The 23,343-nt window shown below is 46.3% G+C and carries 21 protein-coding genes; 6 read left to right on the top strand and 15 right to left on the bottom strand.

Annotated elements, in window-relative coordinates; all coding sequences use genetic code 11:
• Window positions 1-12 precede the first annotated feature (12 nt).
• The gene (locus NST47_RS26915; RefSeq protein ID WP_341157873.1) at window positions 13-2,196 is read right to left on the bottom strand and encodes a family 78 glycoside hydrolase catalytic domain; all 2,184 of its coding nucleotides are present in this window, start codon (window positions 2,194-2,196) and stop codon (window positions 13-15) included.
• Window positions 2,197-2,473: 277 nt separating this feature from the next.
• Between NST47_RS26915 and NST47_RS26910 the strand changes: the two genes are divergently transcribed.
• A complete protein-coding gene (locus NST47_RS26910) occupies window positions 2,474-3,379 on the top strand; it encodes an AraC family transcriptional regulator (protein ID WP_341157872.1) in 906 nt (301 codons plus the stop codon).
• On the opposite strand, the gene NST47_RS26905 is transcribed toward NST47_RS26910, so the two are convergent.
• Window positions 3,373-4,296, bottom strand: a complete 924-nt coding sequence (locus NST47_RS26905; RefSeq protein WP_341157871.1) for an AEC family transporter — start codon at window positions 4,294-4,296, stop codon at window positions 3,373-3,375. The genes NST47_RS26910 and NST47_RS26905 overlap by 7 nt on opposite strands.
• Window positions 4,297-4,495: 199 nt before the next feature.
• On the opposite strand from NST47_RS26905, the gene NST47_RS26900 reads away from it, so the two are divergent.
• Window positions 4,496-5,125, top strand: coding sequence for a fumarylacetoacetate hydrolase family protein (locus tag NST47_RS26900; protein ID WP_341159762.1), 630 nt, complete (start codon window positions 4,496-4,498; stop codon window positions 5,123-5,125).
• A gap of 26 nt (window positions 5,126-5,151) precedes the next feature.
• On the opposite strand, the gene NST47_RS26895 is transcribed toward NST47_RS26900, so the two are convergent.
• Window positions 5,152-6,348: an HD domain-containing phosphohydrolase gene (locus NST47_RS26895; RefSeq protein ID WP_341157870.1), complete on the bottom strand. Its 1,197-nt coding sequence runs from the start codon at window positions 6,346-6,348 to the stop codon at window positions 5,152-5,154.
• Between the two features lie 115 nt (window positions 6,349-6,463).
• Here NST47_RS26895 and NST47_RS26890 point away from each other — a divergent pair, with 115 nt between their 5' ends.
• On the top strand, window positions 6,464-7,321 hold the full coding sequence (locus NST47_RS26890) for a DUF92 domain-containing protein (RefSeq protein WP_341157869.1): 858 nt from the start codon (window positions 6,464-6,466) through the stop codon (window positions 7,319-7,321).
• 90 nt (window positions 7,322-7,411) lie between these two features.
• On the opposite strand, the gene NST47_RS26885 is transcribed toward NST47_RS26890, so the two are convergent.
• The 6 genes from NST47_RS26885 to NST47_RS26860 all read right to left on the bottom strand — a co-directional run bounded on the left by NST47_RS26885 (window position 7,412) and on the right by NST47_RS26860 (window position 14,223).
• Window positions 7,412-9,958 carry a beta-propeller domain-containing protein gene (locus NST47_RS26885; RefSeq protein WP_341157868.1) on the bottom strand — a complete coding sequence of 849 codons (2,547 nt, stop codon included), beginning with the start codon at window positions 9,956-9,958 and terminating at the stop codon, window positions 7,412-7,414.
• A gap of 175 nt (window positions 9,959-10,133) precedes the next feature.
• Window positions 10,134-10,478 (bottom strand): LapA family protein, encoded by a 345-nt coding sequence (locus tag NST47_RS26880; protein WP_341157867.1) that lies wholly within the window; start codon window positions 10,476-10,478, stop codon window positions 10,134-10,136.
• Between the two features lie 82 nt (window positions 10,479-10,560).
• Entirely contained in the window at window positions 10,561-12,351 is a 1,791-nt protein-coding gene (gene pepF / locus NST47_RS26875; protein WP_256711191.1) for an oligoendopeptidase F, read from the bottom strand.
• 339 nt (window positions 12,352-12,690) lie between these two features.
• Window positions 12,691-12,870, bottom strand: coding sequence for a hypothetical protein (locus NST47_RS26870; RefSeq protein ID WP_076229178.1), 180 nt, complete (start codon window positions 12,868-12,870; stop codon window positions 12,691-12,693).
• Between the two features lie 102 nt (window positions 12,871-12,972).
• A complete protein-coding gene (locus NST47_RS26865; protein ID WP_341157866.1) occupies window positions 12,973-13,770 on the bottom strand; it encodes a TerC family protein in 798 nt (265 codons plus the stop codon).
• Window positions 13,771-14,031: 261 nt separating this feature from the next.
• Window positions 14,032-14,223 (bottom strand): hypothetical protein, encoded by a 192-nt coding sequence (locus NST47_RS26860; protein WP_341159761.1) that lies wholly within the window; start codon window positions 14,221-14,223, stop codon window positions 14,032-14,034.
• Between the two features lie 311 nt (window positions 14,224-14,534).
• Between NST47_RS26860 and NST47_RS26855 the strand changes: the two genes are divergently transcribed.
• The 3 genes from NST47_RS26855 (at window position 14,535) to NST47_RS26845 (ending at window position 16,432) form a co-directional block, all read left to right on the top strand.
• Window positions 14,535-15,236 carry a class I SAM-dependent methyltransferase gene (locus tag NST47_RS26855; protein ID WP_341157865.1) on the top strand — a complete coding sequence of 234 codons (702 nt, stop codon included), beginning with the start codon at window positions 14,535-14,537 and terminating at the stop codon, window positions 15,234-15,236.
• A gap of 109 nt (window positions 15,237-15,345) precedes the next feature.
• The gene (locus NST47_RS26850; RefSeq protein ID WP_076229182.1) at window positions 15,346-15,543 is read left to right on the top strand and encodes a cold shock domain-containing protein; all 198 of its coding nucleotides are present in this window, start codon (window positions 15,346-15,348) and stop codon (window positions 15,541-15,543) included.
• A 148-nt stretch (window positions 15,544-15,691) separates the two neighbouring features.
• Window positions 15,692-16,432 (top strand): YebC/PmpR family DNA-binding transcriptional regulator, encoded by a 741-nt coding sequence (locus NST47_RS26845; RefSeq protein WP_076229183.1) that lies wholly within the window; start codon window positions 15,692-15,694, stop codon window positions 16,430-16,432.
• A 162-nt stretch (window positions 16,433-16,594) separates the two neighbouring features.
• Here NST47_RS26845 and NST47_RS26840 read toward each other — a convergent pair whose 3' ends face one another.
• The 6 genes from NST47_RS26840 to NST47_RS26815 form a co-directional block, all read right to left on the bottom strand.
• The gene (locus tag NST47_RS26840; protein WP_341157864.1) at window positions 16,595-17,242 is read right to left on the bottom strand and encodes a nitroreductase family protein; all 648 of its coding nucleotides are present in this window, start codon (window positions 17,240-17,242) and stop codon (window positions 16,595-16,597) included.
• A 127-nt stretch (window positions 17,243-17,369) separates the two neighbouring features.
• Window positions 17,370-18,464: an efflux RND transporter periplasmic adaptor subunit gene (locus NST47_RS26835; protein WP_341157863.1), complete on the bottom strand. Its 1,095-nt coding sequence runs from the start codon at window positions 18,462-18,464 to the stop codon at window positions 17,370-17,372.
• A 12-nt stretch (window positions 18,465-18,476) separates the two neighbouring features.
• The gene (locus NST47_RS26830) at window positions 18,477-19,874 is read right to left on the bottom strand and encodes an ABC transporter permease (protein WP_341157862.1); all 1,398 of its coding nucleotides are present in this window, start codon (window positions 19,872-19,874) and stop codon (window positions 18,477-18,479) included.
• Window positions 19,871-20,563 (bottom strand): ABC transporter ATP-binding protein, encoded by a 693-nt coding sequence (locus NST47_RS26825; RefSeq protein WP_341157861.1) that lies wholly within the window; start codon window positions 20,561-20,563, stop codon window positions 19,871-19,873. Before NST47_RS26825 ends, NST47_RS26830 begins: the two co-directional genes overlap by 4 nt.
• A 203-nt stretch (window positions 20,564-20,766) precedes the next feature.
• Entirely contained in the window at window positions 20,767-21,936 is a 1,170-nt protein-coding gene (locus NST47_RS26820) for an MFS transporter (RefSeq protein WP_341157860.1), read from the bottom strand.
• Between the two features lie 5 nt (window positions 21,937-21,941).
• Window positions 21,942-23,285, bottom strand: coding sequence for a multi antimicrobial extrusion protein MatE (locus tag NST47_RS26815; RefSeq protein ID WP_341157859.1), 1,344 nt, complete (start codon window positions 23,283-23,285; stop codon window positions 21,942-21,944).
• Window positions 23,286-23,343 lie beyond the last annotated feature (58 nt).

The following is a 23,343-nucleotide window of genomic DNA, read 5'->3' as shown; positions in this document are numbered from 1 at the left end:
TGGTCAAAGCATTCAATTTGGTCTCAAGCTAACACCCTCAGGAAGTATAAGCTTCGAATGTCCGAGTTTGTGCTCGAATCGAATCGTACCCGCAGGCACTTCAAACGAAATGCACAGCCATTCCAGCGTATCCGGTACGTTAGGGTTAAAGCTGACTTCCTTCCATCCCGGAGCAGCAGGCTTAAGCCCGATAATTTCTTCAATCAGCAGAGGTATAGGCGCACTAGCCCACGGATGACACAAGCTGGTATTCCATTTCAAATCCTTCGACCATGCCTCAAAGCAGGTTGTTGCGCCTTCCTTGACCATATTGCCCCACGAATGCAGTTCCTCCGAGCGGATCAGGTCATACACTAGCGCATACTCTCCGGCAGCAGCCAAAGCTTTTAATAAAAAATACGCCATATATACGCCGCAGTTCAAACGCTTGCTCCGCAGTAATTCGACTACAGCCTGATTCTCCTCAGTATCGACCAGACCGAACAATAACGGCAGCGCATTCGCATGCAGGGAAGAATGCTTCGATCCCTCTGCATCCACGAACAGCCTCGTCTGCTCATTCCAGAACACCTGGCGGAACGCCTGTTTGAAGCTGTCTAAATCGTCAGTCTCCTCGACCTGAAGGATACTGCGAATTTGCCTCACGGCAACCCGTGCTCCATAATAAAATGCATTAACAACATTATGGCAGCCCTCACCAACCGGTCTAGTCAATGGAAAGTCATATTCGTCACGCATACCCTCCGGCCAATCCACCAGATTCCACTTGTCGGTTACATGGGCGAGCAATCCGTCTTCCCGCTGGTAAGCTATAAAATGCCGCAGCATCCCCTCAGCCACAGGATACATTTCACGCAAAAAGGCTTCGTCACCGCTCTGCTTATAATATTCAAGCAGTTGAATCGGCCATTGGAACGAAAAATCGGCTATCTCCTGCATAAAGTGGCCCGGAGCTACAGCCATAATACCCGGACACACATGCGAGGACAACAAGGCAAAATCGATAAGTGATTTTCGGAACAGCCGTAAATCGCCGGATACATAAGTGTGCGCATGTGTAATGACCGTATTGTCACCGAGATATTGACCCTTTTCCCGGGAAGGGCAGTCTACGTAATTTTCCTGTGATCCAAATTTCAGACCATTTGTACAAATCTCCCAAATCGCGTTCAGCATGGAGTCGGACGATTCAAAGGAGCAAGCTTCCTCATTGAGCGGATAATGCCTGACCACAGCCGCAAAGCTATCTGTATCGACGTGAACACCGGATTCGGCGAGCACCTCAACATACCGAAAAGCTTTGTAGTCATACATATCTAACACATCATTACCGCCTGACAAGGTCCACTGCTCCTGGTAGGTACAGTTGCATCGCATCTCGTAACGAACACGCTCATTGTCCAGCAGCTCCTCACCACAGCGAAGCTCGATCTGTTGTCCTTCCTTGCCCTGAGCGCGCATCTGGAACTGTCCGGTTAATTCGCCGCCAAAATCGAGTACATAACTTCCCTCTGCAAGCGAGATTATCTTTACTGGCTTGACCGTGTAGACAGCAAGTGGTGGTGTTGGCTGCAGCTGCAATTGGTGATCATCTGCAGTATGGACAGAAGCGTCGGTCCAGTCTGCTGCCTGATAGTCGAGCTCCTGCCATCCTACAGGCTGAAGGCGATTATCGATATGCTCCAAATATTGGGTGTTATAACCGATAATCTCGCCGCTAACGTAAGCTTTATTTCGGGTCACCTTCCAGGTATCATCGGTTTTCGCTACAAGCTGCCCATCGACCGACACCTCGGCTATTAAGCCTTGGCGATAATCCCCGCTGTTATAGGAACGACAGATCAAGCCCTGATAATAGACATGAACGGCAATAACGTTATTACCTTTTCGCAAATAAGGTGTGATATCGAAGCGATTATAATAATAATGAAAATAATTACCTTGAGCAGGGCCCTGTCCTACGAATTGTCCGTTTATATATACTTTATAGTAATCGTCAGCTGTAATATCCAGTATGGCATCTGTGAAAGCCTCCTCCAGCACCCAAGTCTTTCTGGCCAGCATATGCAGATTTTTGAGGTCCTCTCGATGATCTGGCAGTTCCTTCGGCTCCATTTCTTTATGAAACAAATCGATCGGCTGCAGACCGATAAAAGCAGCGTCCGCAATCCACTCAGCTTCCCATTGCTTGTTCATTCCTATACTCCTTTGCGCCTTCGATTTGTAGAGACTATAACTCCGATCTCTCCTTATAAGTATAGGAAACTTTAATGAGAATTTCTTGGAATATCGACCCCTAAACCCGGACAATTGACCGCTTGTGGACCAAGTAGGTGAATGGAGGACTTGTTATGCCAGGGCTGCTCGTCTACAATAATGAGCAAAGCGGACAAATAATTGTAGAAGCATATCCCGGAACAATTTGTAACAGGGTAACGGGACGTATTTGCCGGATTTTTAAGGAGGACCGCACATGCTCTATCCGAAGGAAAAATACCTGGAGAGCGAGGAATTTCCATTCGCAGCATTCCCTTATCCAACCTTGCCAGAGAGAGTGATGAATCCGCATACCCACGATTTTATTGAGCTGGTTTATGTGGCCGACGGCTTTGGCGAGCACTTGTACAAGGGGCACTCCTATCCGATATCCAAAGGGGATATTTTCGTCATACCGCCGGATGTGGAGCATGATTACCGGGTCATTGGAACGGCTCCGCTCAAGGTTTATAATATTTTATTCATTTCGTCGTTTCTTGAGGCTGAGCTGCAGGCTTTGTCGAAGGTCTCCTCGTTTATGAACTTTTTTTATGTGGAGCCCTTCCTCAGGCAAAAGGCCGATTTCGAATCCCATCTGAAATTGTCACTTCCTGAAGCTAAGGAGGTTCAACAGCGTCTGGAGCGGATCATTGAGGAATTTGACCATAAGGCATTGGGCTATCGGATTTCGATAAAAGCGTTGCTGATCGAGCTGCTGGTTTGGCTGAGTCGCTGCTACGAAGAGCGGCTGGTACAGATCAGGTTTCGGCCTGAGCATTCAGCGATTCGTGAGCTTTGTGCATTTCTGGAGCTGCATTATGCGGAGCCGTTTCAGCTGGAGGAAATTTGTCAGATGTGCGGGATGAGTAAAACCAGCTTTACCCATAAGTTCAAACAGACGATAGGCAAAACATTTACCGAATACCGCAATGAGGTTCGCATTCAAGCTTCTTTAAAATGGTTGAGAGAGACGGATGAACCTGTTATTCGCGTGGCTGAGCGGGTAGGGGTGGGTGATGTGAGCTATTATAATAAATTGTTCAAGCAGCAGATCGGGATGCCGCCAAGGGAATATCGCTACAAATATCGTAGTGGTACTCCCAAGGCAGCTGCTCCTTATTGAATCAGAGCAATTACAAAAGGCAATACGAGGAATGATGCCAATGTTGTCCACAAAATGCAGCGTGCCACGAACTGGGGCGAAGCGTCGAATTGCTCAGCCAGCATGAAGGCATTAACGGCAGCAGGCATTGAAGCCAGGATGAACAGCACCGAAAATAAAGTTCCGTCGATATGTAGAATGGCCAACACAAGCAGCGCCAGAAGAGGTGAAAGCAGCAGTCGAATCGAGATACCGGTCCACAGCGCCTTCTGCAGGCCTGGCTTCCAGGCTGCCGAGCGGCTGTTCACCATTTGTGCGCCGAGGACAGTCAGGACGACTGGAGCGTATGCGGCGGATAGCATCATGATCCCTTTATCCAAACCTTCGGGAATACCGATATGAAGACTGCGAACGATCACGGCCAGCGCAGCTGCATAGATGGAGGGAAGGGTAAGAATAGATTTCATGGCCTGACGAACGGAAAAGTGGGACCGAGCAGCGAAATAAACACCAATCGTATTCACGATAAAAATTTGCCCGATTACATACACAGAAGCCTTTTCCAGACCAAGTTGACCAAATGCCAGCAGCACCAGCGGCAAGCCATAATTAACACTGTTCGTGAACGTGGAGACCATGGTTAAACCTGCACGTTCTGCTGGCGGAAGCTTGAGCACACGTCCGAGTATACTTGCAATTCCCCATAGCAGCAGCAAGTTCAGGACACTGAAGGCGACGGTTTTGTAGACATCATCAAACGACAGTTGTGCCTTTGTCAGCGTATCAAAGATCAATGCCGGGCTCAGCACATATAAGGAGAGTGTGGATATGGCCTTTGTGTCCAGTCCACGGTAGCGTCTGAGCAGCATACCGCCAATGACAGGTAATGAAATCGGTAGAAATACATGATAAATGGTAGAAAAAAATGTTTGCAGCATGATGAAAGCCCCTTCACATACAGACTGTACTTTTTACTTTACGCTACAAGTAAATAACTGTCCAAGAGATAAAGCCTATAATTGCGATAGGTATTTGTGAAGAGACGATAAATGATGATATCTATTTGAGTATTGGGGTCGTCTGTTCTATAATTTGAGTCGTGGGTATCCGATTAGATAAGAGCGAAGGAAGTGTTGGATCATGGAGTTGATTCGCAATATTTATTGTGTTGGACGCAATTATGGCTTGCATGCTGCGGAGCTTGGGAATGACATCCCTGATGAACCGATGATTTTCACGAAACCGACCCATGCACTTACCCCAATCCATGGGCAGACGATCACGCTACCCGGGGACAAAGGAGAGGTCCATTATGAAACCGAGCTGGTTGTGCATATCGGACACAATTACGAGGCTGGTATGTCCATAGACAGCTTGATCGATACGATGGCGCTTGGAATTGATTTTACACTGCGTGATGTTCAGTCTGTGATTAAGAAAAAGGGCCAACCATGGCTTCCGGCCAAAGGCTTTTTGAATTCGGCTGCCTTAACGGTATTCCGTCCGTTCAAAGGCTATGAGGAAGTAAGACAAACGGAGTTTTCATTGCGAATTAACGGTACTGAGGCTCAACGGGGTAATATCAATGATATGATTTTTAATCTTCAGGTCATTGTTGATTATATTGCCGAGCATTATGGTTTAGGTAAAGGAGATATTATCTACACGGGTACACCTGCTGGTGTCGGTGCAGTTAGCTCTGGTGACAAATTCGAGCTGCTGTGGGGATCAGAGGCTATGGGCGAGTTTACAATCGGATTAACGTAATAAGACCAATAAGGAGGATCGCTCTGTTAAGCGATTCCTCCTTTGTCCTTTTCAGCCAAGGCAGCATCCGAATACAGCTCACGTACCTTGAGGATCTCTGGCAGCTGTGCCATAAAGGCATCAACCACCAATGGATCGAAATGCTGGCCACGTTCTTCCTTGAACAGATTGAGAATACGATCCAACTCCCAAGCCTGCTTGTACACCCGTTCACTGCCAAGTGCATCGAATACATCGGCAATAGCGGTAATACGGCCATAGATATGGATTTCCTCACCTTGGATTCCCCGTGGGTAGCCACGGCCGTTCCATTTCTCGTGATGCTGATGTGCGACGATAGCAGCCGTTTTCAAAATGCGGCGACTTGAATTTTTCAATAACCCATACCCAATGTTGGTGTGCGCTTTCATGATATCAAATTCTTCATCTGTCAGCTTGCCAGGCTTCTTTAGTACAGAGTCGGGAATGGCGACCTTGCCGATGTCGTGCATAGGCGAAGCGATTTTCAATAACTCGGCTTCCTCGTGGCTCATACCAAGTTGTTTGGCCAGAATATAAGAGTATTCGGCTACCCGTTTGACATGATTGCCGGTTTCCTTCGAACGGCTCTCGCCGATCTCTCCCATTGTGAAAATGATTTCTTTTTGGGTTTCTTCAATTTCATTGGAGAGCAGGGCGGATTCGAGTGATTTGCCTGCATAAGAGGAGGCCAAGGTGAGATGCTCCAAATCCTTTTTGGAAAATTGCTCCTCTACGGTAAGCTTATTAACAGCCTGATAAGCTCCCATAATTTCGCCCTCATTATTACGGAACGGAATGACCATCAATGCTTTGGTACGATAGCCGGTTTTGAGATCCATGGCAATAGCGCCACTTTCCAATACACTCTTGAACTCGGTATTTACGTAGGCATCCTCTATGAAAATAGGTTGCCCTGTCGTTATCGAGTGCCCGACCAAGCCTGCATCTCGGGGAAGTCTGAGCTGGGGAACGCCATGCGCTACTGTGGAATATAATTCATTATTTTGTTTATCTATAAGCCATACCGTACATCGATCTGAAACAACCATCTCGCGGCCCATATCAGCCATTAGCATAATCAAATGATCCAGTCGTCGCTCGTTCGCTATTTTGGCTGCATAATCAAAAATAACGAGAAGCATTTCTTCGGGCTCGAGATTTTTCTTTATTTTGGGTGTCCCAAACGGATCAGCTTCATGCACGTTAATACCCTCCCTGGGGTTTTGCGTTTTTTCAACTAAGAAAATCATATTATAATGCAATAGTTCTGTAAATATATATTGTAGAATTTTATCGAATAATGGAGGAAAACAATTCATGTTGGACTGGTTGATCGGTTTGGCGTGCAGTTCATTCATTGCGTGGGCAGCCTGGCGCAAACAATCTTTATCTGTCTCTGGAGCTATCGCCGCGGTAATCGTAGGGACCTTATTGTACGCACTTGGAGGATTGCCGTGGTATGGAACTCTTATGGTCTTTTTCCTTACCTCCACCTTGCTCACGAAGTGGAAGCATAAGCGTAAAGCCGTCGTTGAGAGCAGCTATGCAAAGTCTGGCAGGAGGGATGCCGGACAGGTAGCAGCCAACGGAGGCTTGGGAACGCTGCTTTGCTTGGGTAACAGCATATGGCCGCACTCGCTGTGGTGGGCTGCTTTCATGGGCATTATGGCTGCAGTCAATGCAGATACATGGGCAACAGAAATCGGCGGTTTAAGCCGTTCGCTGCCGCGTTCCATAGTGAGTGGGCGAAAAGTTCCAGCGGGCACCTCTGGCGGAATAACAGCTGCAGGACTTGCCGCATCTTTATCCGGTGGGCTGCTGATCGGTGTGGTGGGCTGGGCTTTCACAAGCACGGGTTGGGGACAGCCTATCAGTGGGGCCGCGGCTGCTTCTTCCATCGTCGTTACTTCGGCTGTAGGTGTTATAGGACTGCTCTTATTAGGTGCTCTTGGCGGTATGGCAGGCTCGCTGTCGGACTCCTGGCTGGGAGCGGTATGGCAGGTCATGTATCGCTGTCCGGTCTGCGGTAAGGAAATAGAAAAAAGACGTCATTGCAACGATACACAGGCAATTCGTATTCGCGGAGCCTCATGGATGACGAATGATACGGTCAATATTATCAGCTCAGGAATTGGCGGTGCTGTAAGTGCAGGTTTCATTTACTTGAATATCTGAAAATGGATGAGGCTCCCTAATTGAAAACCGTTCTTCCATCAGCGAATATTTGTAATTCGCCAGATGTGAAGAACGGTTTCTTTGCACCGATTAAGGTAAAGTAATCGACTTTAAGTCATTCATGGACGATATGTCAGTTGCTTTTAATATTTGCTCCGATGATGTGTACAGCGCATCCCCAATATATAGAATTCGTTGGATATTGCGTTTGCCATTGTAAGCGACCTGTCCAGCTTTCAAGTAATCGTCACTGGTTAAATGGGTGACTTTTCCTTTGAGCTTAAAGCCGGTTGCCACATCAACTTGGTATACATAAGCACCTTGAAACGTAAAGTCGCCATAGCTTGGAATATTATTAACAGACACTGCCGGGTTTGAGCTTGAAGCTGCATGACTTTTGGTCTCCATTATAGTGACAGGGAAAGCGAGCAGATTCTTCTCCTTGGAGAACAACAGTGCCTTATGGTTACGCAGCAGCTCGGAATCCGTACCGCGGTCTCCAATGCTTTCCGAGAACAGTTCCTTCGGATTCGCCACATCACTTACATCATACATCGCCATCTTCATACCCTGATAATAAGCTGTCGTTTGTGTAGAGCCATTAGCTCCATTATTGCTTGAAACCTCGACCGCATCCTTACCGAAGCCGATCAGATGGGTATCATCGTAAGGATGCAGGTAATTGCTGTAGCCCGGTATCTTGAGCTTGCCAAGAATTTTGGGTGCCTGCGGCTCCTGCAGATCAATGACAAATAAAGGATCAACGGTCTTGAAAGTGACCATATAGGCACGATTGCCTGCATAGCGGACCGAGTAGATCTGCTCGCCGGGTGCTATATCATTAATTTGCCCAATCACATTCATCGATTCGTTCAGCACATACATATGATTTTTGGATGTCATATCATCATCGCGTCCGGCAAATCCGGTAGTTGTGGCGATACGGAAGCTGCCATTCACTTCATCCATCGCAAACTGGTTAATGGCCCGCCCTGGAACCTTGCCGCGGCCCGTATAGCGAATGGTGCCTTGATCCATAGCAAATTTGTAAATAACGCTGTTTGTTTCTCCTGGGACTATGAATCGTTTTGCCAGTGGATCCTCACCTGTACTGGGCTGTACGGCAGCAGGTGTGTATTCATTGGTCGTAACGAACAAATTGGCTTCTGATGCATATACTTGCTGACCGGAGCCGAGGTAGCTGGAGACGTTCAGCTTTTGCTCGGGCTGGTTCAGATTGAAGCCGCCGATTAACAAATAGTTTGGCTGCACCGAGGTGGGAAAGTAACGAATGTCTTCATAGCCAATGCTAATGAAGGCGTCACCCGCAGCAGAATCCCTGTAAGAAGGTGCTGAGCTTTTTAATGCTGCTGCTTTGTCGGTTGATGACACATCGCCGCGCAGCAGTGGATATACATTGAAGCCTTTATTGGAGACGAGATATAGTGAGGAGCCAATCTTGCGCGAAGATACATAGTTGCCATCGAGCTCGACCTCACGAAGCTTCTTCACCTGAGTGCGATCCCCTAGTTCGTAAACGATTGCTTTGGTTGTATTTCGTGAAAGATTAACACCGGGTAAGGATACGATCTTTATATTTTCTGCTGAAACAGGAGCAGGTACAGGTGAAACGGAAAGGGGCTGAGCTGCCGACTTTGAAGAAGAGGACTGCGGGACCGCAGGTCCGGATACTGGCATGGCAGGAGACGTTTGACCCTCCATAGGTACAACATCGGTAGTTCTATAGGATGTCGTACCGATGACTACCATATGCTTATCATCGATGTATAGCTCCTTGGCTCGGAAATTTTGATCCTCAAATGTCAAGGTTTGTGTGACCTTCATTTGGTCAGCAGGATAAGCGGAAGCAATGATGACACGATTGCGATTAACCTGATAAATATAAGAGCCGTCTGTTTTAATAATATCAGCTTCGTCAACGCCTTCAACCTGAACGTTGGTACCTGAATAATCCGGGTTGGCTGCCGCTGCCGCTGCTTGAGGAGCGGGGGCTGCTGCAGGAGCACTACTCGATGATTTTTCTTTGGAGGTCGATTGTTCCTGTACCACGGCCGTTGTAGCCATATCTGATTTCGTCATCAGGCTTACGCTGCCTCCGCTGCCGCGACCTGCACCTGAATAATCTTTGAACAGCTCCAGCATATGGTCTGCAGAGCCGATTGTAGGCAGGCTTTTATCAGCATCGACAATAGCGACTGACTTATTCAGTCCATCCCAATATACATTAAAGTCGAACGATTCACTAAAAAAGCGCAATGGAACGAACAGCTTGCCATTGTGCATACGAGGCGCTGCTTCCAGATTTACGGGTGTTTCCCCGCGAAAGGCTTGTTTATTATCGATTGTCAATTTAATACTGTGTATTCCTTTAACAGCTGCTGCAGTTTGGGAGCTTTCATCCCATTCTAGCTGCACACCCAGAGATTCAGATAAATCTCGTAAAGGGACCATCAGGGTATTATCGATTAAAAGCGGCATAGAGCTGAAGGAGACATTGCTCCCGTTTACGTTTAAGCCAATAGCTGTGCCACCTTCAGGAGCTGCAGGTGGTGCGGAGACCCCGATCGAAAAAACCGTTGTGGCTAGCAGACAAGCCAACGTTAATGCTTTTTTCATTTTATACCCTCCTCGTAAATGCTTTCATTCCCGTACTTCTTACAAACTCTAACGTAACCAAGAGGGAATATGTTCCAATGACTATCAATTAAAATTTGCTCAAATCAAAAAAACCGTCCCATGTTATGGAACGGCTTAAGCGACCAGCATTGACGCGACTACTTTAGGCAAACATTTACAATTCCGAAGAAGGCAATTTCTCCGATGCTGCATAGGTTAAAGGAAGAGAGGTAGTATCAGTTGGAGTCGCTGACGATGGAACCGCATGTGCCATTTGTGCCTCATTGAGCTGCTTTTCAAGCTGCTTGATGGTCCGTTTCAATTTGTACTGCTTGCTCATGCCAATTAATCCGAGGATCAATCCGCCGAGCAGGGTGGAGCTGAGAATGATAATAATGAGCGGCAGCTGCATATCTGTAAAAATCAGATGTACATTAACCGGCTCCGTATTGATTGCAGCAAAAATGGCAGTCAACAATCCAAAAAATAAAATACTGATAAATATCCATTGGGTCCTCATGCTAAGCTAGCCTCCTTGGGTGCCAAATAACCAACAAGACTGCGAACATGGTGAACGTAAGCAGCCTTGTTGAGTGAGTCAACTACTTGGTTAATTGCTCCATTTGGTCCAGGAGGCTTTTGAATACATCCATCGCTTGCTTGATCGGTTCCGGTGTTGACATGTCTACACCTGCGCGCTGCAATATATTGATTGAATAATCGCTGCCGCCGCTTTTCAGAAAGCCAAGATAGCGGTCGACGGCAGGCTGACCTTCTTCAAGAATTTGTTTAGCAAAGCTGGTTGCCGCGGAGAACCCAGTCGCATATTTATAAACATAGAAGCTGTTATAAAAATGTGGAATGCGCGCCCATTCGATTTCGATATCCTGATCCACAACCATATCCTTACCGTAGTACTTCAGGTTCAAATCGTAATAGATTTTGCTGAGCTCCTGAGGAGTGAGTGCTTCGCCTTGTTCTGCTTTTTCATGAGTGATTTTTTCGAATTCGGCGAACATCGTTTGGCGGAACACCGTCGTACGGAACTGATCCATGTAGTAGGTCAACAAATACATTTTTTCCTTGGGATCTGTTGATTTCTTGAGCATGTAGTCCATAAGCAGCGCTTCATTCAAGGTGGAGGCTACTTCTGCCAGGAAGATCGTATACTGCGCATAGCGATATTCCTGATTTTCATCCGACAAATAGGAATGAATAGCGTGGCCCATCTCGTGAGTCAGGGTGAACATGCTGTTCAAATTATCTTTGTGGTTCAGCAGCACGTAAGGATGGGTTCCATAAGCGCCCCAGCTATAGGCACCGCTCCGTTTGCCTTCATTTTCGTAAATGTCAATCCAGTGCTTGTCAAAGCCTTCTTGCAAAATGTTCAAGTAATCCTGACCGAGAGGCTTCAAGCTTTCCTTGACCATGCCTTGTGCTTGCTCATACGTAATATCCATCTTGTATTCATCTACAAGCGGAGCGAACAGATCATACATATGAAGCTCATCGACCTTCAGCAGCTTTTTGCGGAGCTCCATATAACGATGCATCAATGGTAATGACTCATGAATCGTATCAATCAGATTGGTGTACACTTCTTTGTTAATATTGTCTCCATACAGGGAGGCTTCCAGGGCTGAAGGATATTTACGAACCTTGGAATAAAAAATATCTTTTGAAATATTGGCAGAAAGTGTAGCGCCGATCGTATTTTTATTTTTGGAATACGTGTCATACATCGTCTTGAAAGCATTTTTACGTACTTCCCGGTTACGACTTTCAAGGAATTGAATATAACGCCCTTGTGTCAGCTCAATTTCTTCACCGTGCTCATTTTTCACCTTGGGGAATTTCAGATCGGCATTGTTCAGCATACTGAAAATCGTACTCGGCGCCTGTGAGAGGTTGCCTACCTGAGCCAGCAGTGCTTCTTCCGATTTGGAAAGGATATGCTGTTTTTCACGAATCATTTCGGTCAGGGTGCGCTTATAAAAGCTAAGTTCGGGATGACTCACCAGCTTTTGCAGTTCGTCGTCCGACAGGCTTAAGATTTCCGGAGAAATGAAGGATAAGGCTTCGCCCGATTCCACGCTGAGCTTTTTGGCTTTATCGGACAATGCCTGGTAAGTTGGTTCGGCTGTATCTTCATGATGCTTCATGTTGGCGTATACGTATAGACGTTCCATATGTACAGAAATTTTGTCTTCCAATTCAAAACATTGCTTGATCGCAGCAGGCTTGTTCAGCTTTCCTTGAAATTCGCTGATTTGCTGCAAAGCTTCTTTAACTTCCTTGTATTCCGTGTCCCATGCTTGCTGATTAGGAAAAAGATCTTCCAGCTTCCAGCGCTGTTCTACAGGAACATCCGTACGTTTAACAACTTGACTCATGGGAGCCCTCCTCGATAATTTGGATGGTTTGGTATTGCCGTCCGCCGTTACGGGGGATGAAAGAATCGTACCTGTAAGCAGAATACCTGTCATGACTATGGGGAAAAAACGCATTATGCTCACGCTCCCTGCAATTTTCCCCTAGTATGACCCGATTGTAAGTTAATTATAAGAGAATTTATTATCGAAGTAAAACTTGGGTGAGCGACCGCGCCTTTAAGGTAGTTTCTTTTGCTGATGAACGAAGGCAATTCCCGGTAGTAACGCTCTCATCATAAAGAGAATTTATTATCGAAGTAAAACTTGGGTGAGCGACCGCGACGCTCTTATCATTTCTTCTCACTGCAATGAGAAGAAGCTGTACACGATCAAGGTGAAAGCAAAGGCGACCATGACCAGAGCCATAATGGCAAGAGGGCGCTTGACGCCGCTCGGTAACGAATCCTTTTTTAAGATCAGGATCAAGGCGAAACAAAATGCAACAATAATAAAAGTAAGGATGGAAGCGGAATTGCTCACCTAAAAAAACACCTCTTCTTACGATGGAATCGCATGCACCGTCTATGAAATCGGCTGATGCTCTCCTAATGGTTTCGCCGTGCTGTCGCAAACTCCTTGTTTTTAGCTGTTCATTTTGATAAGCACCAGCTTGCCGTTTGCATCACGACTAGCTTTGAAGCTGTCATCCTGAGATATCCCAGCTTCCACAACGAGCTCCTGTGGGATGGCTAAATGTCCGCTTTCATTGATGGAAACAAAAGCTCTTTGCATTTTTTTAAACATGCCAGCAAGCAGCACGCCACCCGTAATCACAAGGAGAACCGTCCATTTCATGACAGGGTTGTCGGTGAACCATACGCTTACCAACGGATCTCCAGTCAACATTTTACCTGCTGTAAACGCAAGCACACCTGCACCGATATACATGATCCAAGGAAATTTGTCCATCCAGTAGATGAATAAAGTGCTTCCCCAGACCACAATAGGGATGGAGATCAGGAGTCCTAGGACGACCAGCAGAAAGTTACCATGGGAGGCACCGGCTACGGCGATCACATTATCGAATCCCATCACCGCATCAGCAACTACGATGGTTTGAATCGCTGGCCAGAGTCGAGATTTAGCCTGGATATTGTGATCTTTTTTATCTGTTAACAGCTTATATGCTATCCACACGAGAACAAGACCACCGAATAATAAGAGAGCAGGCAGCTCCAGCAGCCAAACGACCACTAAGGTAGCCGCGATACGAATGCCAATCGCCCCGACAGTCCCCCAGAGAATAGCCTTCTTTTGATGTTCTTTGGGTAAATTCCTCGCGGCCATTCCAATCACGATTGCATTGTCACCCGCAAGCACCAAATCAATAAGGATAATACTTAGCAGTGCCGTGAAAAAAGCTGCATCCAACCATTCCATTCGAATCATCTCCTCAATAAGGTTTGATTACATAAAAAATGACCTCTACCGTAATGGTAAAGGTCATTTCAAACATAAAAGACCTTTACCTAATAGGCAAAGGTCTTGCTAACAACGTTACGTTGCCAATAAAGCCGGGGTTTTTACACCCGTAATGACGACTTTACTGTGACAGCTACTCCCCTTTGGAGGAAATCCTTATGTAATTAACTTTAGTATAGTAGAAGGACAAGCACCAAGTCAAGTCCAGCTTATGGCAGTCTAGATTTCCTTGAAGGCAGCGAGTATCGCTTCCCGTTCTTCTGGACGATCTGCATATTTCTCCTCAGAGAAACGATTCTCGGCCCAATGCATCATCTCAGGTCGGCTTAAAAAGGTATGGCTCTCCTCGCCCCATTGATCGGATATTTCTCGCAAAATCAATGTTTTCCCTTGTACCTCAACCGTCATCATGTTCCATTTATCCGTTTTGTATATCGTGTGTTTCTTAAATCCATGATTAGACAAATCTTTTCCCTCACTTCAAATCTTTTTTGTTGCTTTAGTGTATATCATTGCTCACATAATTTCAATTATTCCTGCAATTTTAAATGATTACTGAGCAATATGCCACTGTAAGAGGGCAATTCCCGTAAAGCTCAACAGATTAATAAAATGGTATTGTTTGTATGAAATGGGTGTGTTAAAATCTCCATTAAGCTCGCATAGGCGGGCTGTGGCTTTGAAGCCAAGCTGAGTACAGTATAGTTGAGGAGAGATGAGAAATGAGTAATCAGAGGTATGAACAAATCGGTGTAGCCATGACGTGCAGATCGTTTGCGGAGTATGAGAGCATGTTTGTGCTCAGGCAATTATCCCTGCAGGATGGTCCTGTTCTGGATGTTGCTGGAGGTGCGTCATCCTTTGTTGCAGAGGCATGCGCCAGGGGCATACAGGCGCAGGCTGTAGACCCGCTGTATGATATGAACCCCGAATCGATCTACGAGCACGGAACGCAGGAAATTGCAGCCTCGACCGAGAAGCTGGCACGCTTGGAAAGCTCCTTTGACTGGACGTATTACGGTAGTCTGGACAATCATAGGAAACAGAGGGAGCAATCTCTTCAGAAATTCATAGATGATTACCGCTTGCAGGAAGGGACAGGGCGATATAACTCGGCGCGACTTCCGCAGCTGCCTTTTGATGATGAGGCATTTTCAGTTGTGCTGTGCAGCCATTTTTTATTTCTATATCACGAACAGTTTGACTATGAATTCCACCTCAGTGCTGTTGAAGAATTGCTGCGTGTTTGCCGTGTTGGCGGACAGGTTCGGATTTATCCGCTTCGTTCACTGCAATGGGACGTCTACCCGCACCTGGAGCAGTTAAGGGCAACGCTTGAAAAACAAGGCTTTATGACGGAGCTGATACCCTCTGGGCTTCCGTTCATCCCCGGTTCCTCGGAGCTGTTATGCATAACGAAATAAGCTGTAAAGAGGCGTGGGGAGCTACTTTACAGATTGATTTATGCCATTTACGATGCTATAATTATCCTATTCGCTCTCGAATGGCGATATTTCTAGGAGGTAGTTTTTGATGACAGGTACAGTTAAATGGTTTAACGCAGAAAAGGGTTACGGATTCCTTCAGGTTGATGGCGGCGAAGACGTATTTGTTCATTTTTCCGCAATTCAAGGCGAAGGCTTTAAAACACTTGACGAAGGCCAATCCGTTGAGTTCGAAATCACTCAAGGTAACCGTGGTCCTCAAGCAGCTAACGTCGTTAAATTATAAGATCCAGGCTTTTCTCGATAGCTAGTAAACCTCAAACAGCTGATGAAAACTTCGGTTTTCTCCAGCTGTTTTTATCATTTTCTTTGACCCGTACCCTTGCAAAATGGTAAGATACCTTTGATACTTTTTCCATAGGGAGCGCTATATTATGAAATTTAAGTTATTTAAAGATCGCAAAGGTAAAGCAGACCAAGCGAAAAATAATCAGTTTGTTCGATTAGGACGGGAAATTTTCGTGGCGGCTCGTGCAGGTGGTCCGAATCCTGATAGCAATTTTGCTTTGAAGGTAGCCATCGAGAGCGCACGTCGGATCGACATGCCCAAGGACAACATCGAGCGTGCCATTAAGAAGGCGACGGGCGATGGCGACAACGTGGAGTATGAAGTCATCATGTACGAAGGCTACGGACCCGGTGGAGTCGCTATTATGGTTAAATGTCTGACAGATAATCGTAATCGGACTGCTGCTGATGTTCGTGCGGTTTTCAACAAACGCGGTGGTAATATGGGAGAGTCCGGTTGTGTATCGTATATGTTTGACGAGAAGGGACTGCTTACCATTGACCGCGAGGAGCATCCGCTGGATGAGGACGAGCTGTTAATGCAAGCATTGGAAGCTGGCGCAGAAGATGTGAGGACCGAGGAAGAAAGCTTCGAGATCATAACGCATCCACATGAGTTTGAAAAGGTGAAAACCGAGCTGGAAAAGCAAGGACTGGCATTCACCGAGGCTTCGGTAAGCTGGACACCACAAAATACGATCAAGGTTGAAGGCGAAAATGCTGAGAAGCTGATCAAAATGATGGATTCGTTCGATGATCTGGATGATGTACAGGATGTGTACTCCAACTACGAAATCGAAGAGGAAGAAATGTCCCGCATCGGTTAACCTTATCGGATTTCCAGACTAGATAGCAGATGCCTGCCACACAAGTACAAGCACGAAGCAAAAAGGATGTACGGACAAGCTCAACTCAGGAGCTGCTCCGTACATCCTTTTTTAAGGTTATATATGCTTAATTTCACTGACTTGATGATTCGTGATCCCGATCTAGTCGACAATTCTTAAAATATCGTCTACTTCCTTACGCGCCATCAGTCCTGGTCGATCGACCGGATAGCCCAAGGAAATAACCATATTGATCTGGCACTCCGCAGGGATGTCCAGATAAGTACGCATTTGCTCGGCAGCAAGCAGGACTGGGCCTGTCATCGGACAGGTGGCCAAACCACGTGCATGGGCAGCGAGCATCAAATTTTGTGCAGCGAGACAGCTGCTTTTAATGCCTTCCTCATCCCATACGGAGTCAGGGACAAGCTGGATAGGATCGAAGATTTTATCGCGAAATTTCGATGCATACGGAGTTGCCAAACAGATGATCAACACAGGTGCATCGGCGAATGCGGTAGCATAAGGACCGAATGACTTTACCAGCATACGGGCTTCACGGCTCAATCCGCGCGTCTCGGCCTCAGCCGCTTTTTTATGCAGCTGGTCCCAGGTCATTTGCTCGATTTCTTTAATTTTTTCGCGATTGACAACGACAATAAATTGCCATGTTTGCGAATTTGTATCGCTTGGGGCATAACGCGCGCAGTCGATCAATTCCTTGATATCCTGAATAGAGACATCCTGCTCTGTAAAACGGCGAATGCTTCTTCGTTCCATGAGTATTGTTTTGAAATCTTCATATTGCATGATTGGTTCATCCCCTTAAGCTTTCCTGCACTAATTGTGACTTGGTACTAAGATCTACCGATGATTATAACGGTTTTCATGCTGGAAGACAACCAGGAAGAATGGCAAGCATGGCTGTACCTGCAGGTTACTCCAGTACGACGGTATCTCCTTCATTCAACCCGCTCAGAATTTCTGTCTTCTCCGGTGTTTCCAGGCCGATCGTGATGTCTTGCCGAACCGGTGCGCCTTGTCCATTATCCTTCATCACATAATACTTATCCTTGTCGCGTTGAACAGCAAGTGTATGGACTAACAAGGTATTGGGCTTTTTATCTGCGTGTATGGTTGCCGTCAGGCTGAGATCGGCTATTAATTGATCATTGGGCTCCAGGGAAATGATAACCTCGAATTGTGCGGCTGCGGTGCTGCTTGAATTGGAGGTGCTGCTCTTTGCAAATTTGGAAAGCTTTTCGACCTTACCCTGCAGCACGGTATTTCTAAGGGCATCGACCTTGATTTCTGCTGGCATGCCTACTTTAATGCGAAATAGATCGTATTCGCCGACGAGGCAGATTAATTGCAGCTTGGTGAGGTCAACGATTTTGCCGACACGTTCATTTTCTTTTAATGACTGCGGCTCCTTGGTGCTTTCGAACAAAAAGATACCATTCTCGGGAGAGGTAAATTGTGCAGCTTTGCGCTTTTCCTGTTTTTGAGCTAATTGCGTTTGCATATGCTCCAGATTTAGCCGATGGATGTCTTCCTGCATTTTTCTGCTTTGAGTTTGCGCATATTTTTGCTTCGCTTCCGTTTCGGAGATACCGGCAGTTTGAAGGTCCACGCCATTCAGGTTTTCCTGTTGAAATTGACTTAAACGGATATCCATCTCGGTTTTCTTTTGATTGGATTCGATCTGTGCGATTTCATCACTTAGTAAGGAATCGTCCAGTTGAAACAAAAGGTCTCCTTTGGCTACCTGCATGCCTTCGTTTACTTTCCATACCTTCACATCAGCTGAAAAGGGCGCATTGACATAGGTTTCCTTTTGATAGGATGATTTCCCTTTGACTTCTACGGAGCTAACCAAATCCTCACGGGTCACTTTAAAGGTAAGGCTGGACATACTTTTTGATCCATTTTGCTGAGCCTGCTTGGGAGTGTGGCTTAATACATACAACGCAACGGTTATCCCTATTATGAATATTCCGGCTGCTGCGAGCAGCCATGTTTTCTTTTTCATGCTCAGATTCTCCTAGTCTCGTTTGATTGCGGTTAAGGCATCGGTTCGGGATGCTTTGATAGCCGGATAAATGCCTGAAAGCACTCCGGTCATGACGGCAAAAAATAAACCGACAGGTAAAATCCACGTGCTGATAAATAAAATTTCCAGATCGCTGCCTGACTGGGAAGGTGAAAATTGAATGACAGCCAGATTAATGCCCCAGATGACCCAATAAGATAGTAAAATGCCGCAAGCGCCTCCCAGCAGCCCCAGCATCGCGGATTCTGCAATAAACATATTTCGAATCTGACTGAGGTTGGCTCCGAGCACCTTCATAATCCCGATCTGTCTGCGTCGCTGGTGGGTGGACATGGTCATGGCAACAATAATAGATATCGAGGCTACAAACAGGATGAATAAGCCGACGCCGCCAAATATAAACCGTAAAATAACTAATTGTCCCTGCATTTGCTCTTCATAATGAAGGTTGGTTTGGGACGAGAGCTTCAGCTTTTTGACCCCATCCTCGATATTCTTCACATGGGTACTGTCCGTTACTTTAATTTTGACTTCGTTGAACTCAGGTACTGGCTGTTGTTCCTGATTGCTTCCATTAGCACTGGCATTAGCTGCATTCGTGATCGCTTCCTGTAATTTCTTCCCTAAGGACGGGGAGATGAATGCCGTTTTCATATTACTTGCATTCTGATCAGACATGCCTTCCGGCTTTTTTAATATGCCGATCACGCGCAGCGGAAATTGAATATTAGTGGACGTTATTCCACTTGGACCATAGAGATTAGGCTTCAATATCACCTGTTTTTGATACAGAGGGTAAGCGATCAGACGTGTTTGGATATTTCTTGCGGCACTGCCTCCATCATAATCTGAGTCATTGCGGTAGGCCTGCTGATTAGAGCGTGAGAGCTGTTCATCAAAAAGTCCCATCGTCGCGCCATAGCTCAGAATAATCGTGTTTTCTTGATCCGTTGGGCCGCCTTGCTGAAATTCGAAGCCGAAATCGCTTAATGTATCCAGTTCTGTAGCAAACAGGTTATTGATGTAACCGGATTTGTGATCAACCTCAAATTGCATCGAATTCAGTGTTTGGTAAGTCGCAATGGCTTTGACATTAGGAAAGGTTCGCATAATATCAATTTTGGACTTGGTTATTTCATAAGCCTTGGTTTCATTCGGATCTCTACTGCTTGTACTTGATGGCGGGTTTCCGCTATGTATAGTGATTTCGTCTGTCTTCATAAATTGGCTCATTTGCACACGGCTGTAATGGTTAATGGACTCGCCGAACGACAGCGCAACGATAATAGAGGCCGATCCGATGGCGATTCCCATTGTACATAACGCCGTAACTACGATCCGCCGTTTCAGCTGATCCCAGGCGAGTCGCAAATAATCAAATATATTCATTCGTCTTCACCGACCCATGGCTCCCCTTCAACCAAAAAGCCATCGCGCAGCTGAATCACTCTTTGTGTGCGTCGGGCTACTTCCAGCTCGTGAGTCACAATGACGAAGGTGATGGACAAGGTTTCATTTAATTCGATCAGCAGATCGATAATTTCCTTTTCGGTTTTCGTATCGAGATTTCCGGTCGGTTCATCTGCAAAAACGATGGCGGGGGAGGTGATCAGAGACCGTGCGATACTGACTCGCTGCTGCTGTCCGCCTGATAACTGGGAGGGAAACATATCGCCTTTTTCTTCCAATCCTACCTTAGTTAATAAGGCGATTGCTTTTTCCTTGCGGATCTTGGCTTTGATACCTTGAAATATCAAGGGCAGCTCTACATTCTCGCGAACAGTGAGATGGGGGATAAGCTCATAGGATTGGAAAATAAAGCCGATTTGCGTTCTACGGAACTCGGCGAGCTGATTTTCCGACATTTTCTCGATAGGATGACCATTAATGAGGATGCTTCCCTGGGTAGGCTTCATAAGCCCCGCCATCAGATTGAGCAGGGTAGACTTGCCGGAGCCGGAGCTGCCAAGCAGTGCGACCATTTCTCCTTTATCAATGACAAAATGAATATCGTTGAGTACTGGCGTTTCTTCAGCGCCATTATTGAAACGGTGAGACAGATTTTCTACTGCAAGCACGTGATTCCTCCTAAAAGCTTCCGTAGGAAGCTAACTTCGTAAGCCTAAGCTCTGAGTTTTGCGTAGCAAAACTTACTTCGTAAGCATTGACTAAGCTTCCGTAGGAAGCCAATTCCGTTACTATCGACTTTGTATGTACAATAGTAAGACGAACGAATCGGCCATTGTGTTGCAGAAATTGTTGTTTTTTGAAAAAAACAGGTTTATCCGACATCCCGGGATCGTAAATGCAGCACGAAAAAGCTCACCATCGCTACAGCTGACAGGCAAGCGCCCACTCCATACATAACATGCGGTCCCCAATCGCGAAACAACCAGCCACCCAAGGCACCGCTGAATAAGCCGGCAAGGCCCGACCAGGTCACCGCGAACAAGGCTTGTCCGGTTGCCCGGTATTCATCAGGAATCATACTCTGAATATAGCGGATAACGGTGAATAGGAAAATGCCGAAGGATATACTGTGCATAGCTTGAATCGCGATGACCCACAACGGATTTTCCACTTGACTCATGAACAGGAAACGAATCACATAAACAAAGGAGCTAACGACGAGCAGTGGCAGCTCCTTGTAGCGATGTCCATATTTGCTGAGCAAAAAAAATATAGGAACCTCGCTTAACGCCGATACCAACCAGGACCAGCCGATAATGGTTTGATCCGCGCCCAATTGCTGCAGAAACAAAGCCAGAAATCCATCGTTAAAGCGGTGGGCCACTGAGGCGATCAGCACAATAAGCATGAACATAAGGAAACCATTGGAGCGAATCACCTTGGCCAAATCGGCAAATACGAGCTTTTTATGTGATGTTCGTCGACCGTCTGTCAGAACTGTCGATATGATCAGTGACAAGCCAATGGTCCCCAGGCACAAATAAATCGTCAGATCCGCACCATACTGCTTCAACACCATACCGAATGCCAGGGAAGCTGCGGCAAAACCAATGGACCCCCATACCCGAAAGGAGGCGAAGCTTTTGGTAGAGCCCTGAATCGTCAATAGCGTCAAGCTGTCAGACAGCGAATTGATAGGGGACTGGAAAAAGAAAAAAACGGCCATGAGCATTAGCAGCACGCCGAATTGAGTACTTTGAAATACACATAGCGCCATAATCCACTGCCCGAACAGAACGACGATTAATATCTTTTTAACCGTACGGTATTTGTCACTGATCAAGCCCCAGAACAAATTGGAAAAAATGCCGATCATCGGTCCAATTGAATACAGCAAACCGATCTGCACGGTGGAATAACCCATGGATTTGAAGTACAAAGGAAAGTAAGAGACGATGACGGCCATGGTCATGTAAGTAGAAAAGCTGAAGCCTCGCAGGATGGCATACCTCGGCTGCTGGTGCGGTAAAGCGTTGTTCAACCCTATCACTCGTTTCTGGAATTAAGTTTCATATGGAAGGGAGAGCGGTCTCCCGATTTGCGTATATTTCTCAGTACAAGCCCTACGACGATAGCCTCGGCTACCATGCCGAGCGACTGGGCAAAGGCCCCGATCATTCCGTTCATTCCTGGACTTACAGCAATGCACAAGGTCAACGTGATTAGCGTAATGAGCACATTTGCCGATTGCGACCATACCATCACCTTCGTTTCACCACGCAGCATGATTAGGCCATTACCATAATCGAGCCAAGGAAAGACCAGTACCATAATCATAAACATCTTCAATGTATTTAAGCTTGCATGCATCAATCGTTCATTTACACCCATAACGTGCTCCATAAACCACATGCCAATAGGCGTGTAGCACAAGATCGTCAGCAGGAGAACGGGTATACAGGACAGCGCAGTCGTAAATCGAAGGACAGCCTTGGCATCCTTGTTATAGAAGTTCAACACAATCTGGTGAATATACGAGAAAAAGCTTTGTACAAGCTGAGTCAAACCAGCAGCGATCGTAAACGATGCGACAGATAGCTGAAAGTCGGATGTTTTCCCCATAAAGGAATTGATCGCCGGTCCAATAATGACCGCAATAATGGAAGAGTAGAGCAAGGGCTTGTAAAATTGAAAAATTTGCCCTGGACGCTCAATCGTATGCTCAGGAGCTTTTTCGGGAATTTTTTTCAGAAGCACGCGTCCTTCGAGAAAGCTCATCAGTGCTTCCACCATCATACCCGATAAGAAAATAATCGCACCTACCTGCCCGCTGGTTACGCCATTGGTCTTAATGAAATATAAAGAAACCAGATACATCACGAGCAGACGTACGATCATGCCTATGGTCAGCCATTTCGTACGCATGTTAAATATAATGACACCTTGAAATAAGCAGCGCAGGCCGGAAAAAATGCTCACAAACATCAACACCCGGTACACATCAATCATCGGTCCAAGCATGTCGTCATCAACACCGAACAAATAGAAAAAAACCCATTTGCCAATAGGCGTGTAGGAGATGAGAGCGCCCATGAGCAGGATACTGGAGAAGATATATAGGCTCACGATGGATACGGCCCTGAACGAGACACGATCCCTGACGAGAGCGGAGCAGGTTTGTCTTAGCAAAAGCGCAGGTCGCTCGGTAATAGCCAAAATACTGAAGGGCAGCGCATAGCTGGCAATAATTATTTCAGGATGTGCGGACCTTGCCAGCGTACTGTTAATGATCAAATGAGAGATTGTTATCAAACTGGCGGAAATACCAAGCGGGATAAAAAAAGATAATAGCTGTCGAAAGGACACATTAGTTTCTGGATCGTTAGTCATATAAGGATCTCCTACTTGAACCCATTCTCAAATCATTCCTCCCAGTATAGCACACTTT

Origin of the sequence: Paenibacillus sp. FSL H8-0034 (genome assembly GCF_038000305.1) — a bacterium.
GTDB lineage: Bacteria > Bacillota > Bacilli > Paenibacillales > NBRC-103111 > Paenibacillus_S.
Note: the sequence above shows the minus strand (reverse complement) of the source record. Positions and strands in the feature narration are given on the sequence as shown.